This window comes from Mesorhizobium silamurunense, from assembly GCF_014843905.1.
Taxonomy (GTDB): Bacteria; Pseudomonadota; Alphaproteobacteria; order Rhizobiales; family Rhizobiaceae; genus Mesorhizobium; species Mesorhizobium silamurunense.
Map to the genome: position 1 here is coordinate 1 of NZ_LPVS01000024.1, position 2,878 is coordinate 2,878.

The following is a 2,878-nucleotide window of genomic DNA, read 5'->3' on the forward strand; positions in this document are numbered from 1 at the left end:
CGGCACCTCAGTAGAGGGCCGGCATCCGTAACCCTTCACAGAGGCGGTCATCCGCCGCAAGTTCTCGAATGACTGCAGTTGGCCGAACCACCCTCAATACGAGCGCGACGTCCGGCTCGTGATCTCTACCTCACCACACGCGCCCATCCCGCGCAGCGGGTTCGTTCTGCGGCCCCCAAGCGGACAATTCGCCTGCTAGCCAGCCTGCGCCCCGCGCGCGGCCCCCAAGCGGACAATTCGCCTGCTAGCCAGCCTGCGCCCCGCGCGGTAGTTTGGGCAGTTCCCAGCATGTTCGCGATCGACAACGCATGGGCGCCTCTCTCTACGAACCGATAAACGTCTATAAGCCGCTGGCGCCGGAAATCGGCATCGTCGACGGTCCATTCGAATATTTGACTGTAGGCGGAATCAGGCTGCCGCTCCCGTTCACGACCCGAATGACAGTGGTGCGCCTCTCGACCGGCGACCTCTTCCTCCATTCGCCGATCAAGTTTGAAGAGAGACTGGCCAAGGAGCTGCGCGGGTTGGGTAGGGTTCGCCATCTCGTGTCGCCCAACCAGTTCCACTATGCGCACATCGGGGAATGGGCGAGAGCGTTTCCTGAAACGATCGCCTGGGCATCGCCACGCGTGCGCCGGCGGGCACGGGCTCGGCACGTGGATGTCGACTTTACGAGAGACCTCGACGTCAGGGCGCCGGAAGAATGGCGTCGGGAGATCGATCAGCTGCTCTTTCCTGGCGGCTATTTCAAGGAGTTCATCTTCTTCCACAAGGTCTCAAGAACGCTGATACTCACCGACACGATCATTAACATCGAATTGGACAAGATTGCCGAGCCATGGCGAACGGCCACCAAGCTGGCCGGGATGTATCATCCCTACGGCCAAATATTCTTCGGCATGCGTGTGCCGCTGCTCGTCCAGAGGGGGAAGGCGAACGCGGCGATCGGAAAGATCCAATCATGGCGACCGCGGCGGATCGTGCTCAGTCACGGCCGCTGCTTTGATGCGGATGCTGACAAGGTCGTCCGAAGGATCTTCGGAGCAGCGGGCGAGTAAATGCGGTCCGCTTTCCACCCGATTGAGAAGTAGAACGCTCCGTCGAGATATAATCCAAGCCGATGCCCCGGCCGCCTCGGTCGCGCCACTGCCGGTCATTCGCAGCGCGCCTCATTAGCTGACCATCAGCCACTGGCCGGAGTCGATCCTTCTCTGCCCTTCGTTCGGAGGACTTGTACCGCAAAACCTGACCCGGATCAGCCATTGCGGCCGAGGCGCGCCTGGCCGCCATTGCGTTGATGTGCGTCAATGCCAGGCGGTCTACGGCCGTTCTATCGTCACCGTCAGCAATGACTTTGGAGACAACCGATGAACGAAGAGGTCAGAAACAAGATCCTGACGCTGCTGGATCAACACCGGATCATGACAATTGCAACGCTGAGGCCGGACGGCTGGCCGCAGGCGACGACCGTCGGCTACGTGAACGAAGGCCTTACCCTCTACTTCCTCTGCGGTCTGGAAAGCCAGAAGGCCGCGAATCTGGCGCGAGACGATCGCGTGTCCTTGACCATCGATCACGATACGCCACAGGTGATGGAAATTACTGGACTTTCCATGGCGGCGCGGGCGCAGGCGGTGGCAGACCGGGCCGAAGCGGAAAAGGTCCTGCGGATGCTACCGTTGAAGTATCCGGAGCAAGTCTCGCTACCAGGCCCGATGCCGACTCCGGAGCAGGTCCGCATTTTCCGCGTGATGCCTACGGTCATCTCGGTGCTCGACTACTCCAAGGGTTTTGGCCACACCGATCTCGTTACCTGCTGAGCGCGATTCCCCCAAACAAACTTCGGCTTGTGCGGCAGCGAGGCCGGCAACGTCTGCGCAATCAGACCTGACAGGCGATCCAGTCGACGGCATCAGAGCGGCACTCGAACAGATCGAGCACCGAGAGCACGCGGGTCTGGCGGCACCTGCAAATTGCTGCGTCCCAAGAGTGGCTGGACTCCTGCCGACCAAACAGACGCGGCATTTGATCCACGTCATAGCGAGTTCAGCTGCCAAGGTGTGAAATGTAAGAAGATAGGAGGGTCGCATCGATGCTGGTCCGCACGCTCTCCACTTTGGAATGCGCAAAATTGCTGGCTGCCAATCGCGTCGGCCATCTGGCATGCGCTAAAGGACGGACAACCCTACGTCGTCTGCTTCAACTACGCCTACGGCGACAGTCACCTCTACGCGTTCTCATTGCCGGGCAAGAAGATTGACTGGATGCGGGCCAACTCTCTGGTATGCGCCTAGATCGTGTGGGGGTAACCCGCGTTAGCTTCTGGCAAGCGGCAGGCGGAGGGCTAGAGCGCGGGGTCGGTGAGGAAGGGCATGATGTCCACGCCGTCTCCTGGAAAGACAGAGAAATGCGGGTGGTTCCCGAAGAGGCGGGCAGCGGCCTCGATGGTCTCGGCCTCCACGACGATATAGCCGCAGAAGGAGTTCACGGCGCCGGCGATGCCGTCCTTGGTTACGCGCGTCGTCTTGCCGACCATGCCGCCACGATCGGGAAACGATGCGGCGTTCCTTTCCTCCCAGTCCGCCCATTGCTTTAAGCCGACGGTGTCAATCGCGTCCTGCTCTGGCTTAGGCAGGCTGCGAAAGCGGGCGACATCTTCGGGTTTCATAGTGTAGACGGCGAGAAAGCGGGGCATGCGGTACGCTCTTCGTGTGCTGGCAGAAGGGCATTCGAGCCTAGACCCCATACTGGCCGAAGTCACTTCGCATTCGCGCCCTGTATGTGCTCGCGCAGGAAGTGCGCTTGCGCAAAGGGGTCTCAAGCGAGGCAATAAACGATGGCGGCTTGCAGGATGCGGACGTGGTCAGCGCAATGACCG

Annotated in this window: 3 protein-coding genes and 1 pseudogene; 3 read left to right on the plus strand and 1 reads right to left on the minus strand. The window is 60.7% G+C overall.

The window, feature by feature from the left end:
* The first annotated feature begins 308 nt into the window (after nt 1-308).
* From AU465_RS05595 to AU465_RS36320, 3 genes and pseudogenes are all read left to right on the plus strand, one after another.
* Nucleotides 309-1,058, plus strand: coding sequence for a DUF4336 domain-containing protein (locus AU465_RS05595; protein ID WP_192244768.1), 750 nt, complete (start codon nt 309-311; stop codon nt 1,056-1,058).
* A gap of 309 nt (nt 1,059-1,367) precedes the next feature.
* Nucleotides 1,368-1,820: a pyridoxamine 5'-phosphate oxidase family protein gene (locus tag AU465_RS05600; protein WP_192244770.1), complete on the plus strand. Its 453-nt coding sequence runs from the start codon at nt 1,368-1,370 to the stop codon at nt 1,818-1,820.
* Nucleotides 1,821-2,092: 272 nt separating this feature from the next.
* Nucleotides 2,093-2,285, plus strand: a pseudogene (locus AU465_RS36320) (pyridoxamine 5'-phosphate oxidase family protein); the annotation flags it as partial.
* A gap of 59 nt (nt 2,286-2,344) precedes the next feature.
* On the opposite strand, the gene AU465_RS05605 reads toward AU465_RS36320, so the two are convergent.
* Nucleotides 2,345-2,695 (minus strand): hypothetical protein, encoded by a 351-nt coding sequence (locus tag AU465_RS05605; RefSeq protein WP_192244772.1) that lies wholly within the window; start codon nt 2,693-2,695, stop codon nt 2,345-2,347.
* Between the last annotated feature and the right edge of the window lie 183 nt (nt 2,696-2,878).

Excerpts from the sequence above, each read along its gene's own strand:
- AU465_RS05595 (WP_192244768.1), top strand. The coding sequence starts at position 309 with ATGGGCGCCTCTCTCTACGAACCGATAAACGTCTATAAGCCGCTGGCG.
- AU465_RS05600 (WP_192244770.1), top strand. The coding sequence starts at position 1,368 with ATGAACGAAGAGGTCAGAAACAAGATCCTGACGCTGCTGGATCAACAC.
- AU465_RS05605 (WP_192244772.1), bottom strand. The coding sequence starts at position 2,695 with ATGCCCCGCTTTCTCGCCGTCTACACTATGAAACCCGAAGATGTCGCC.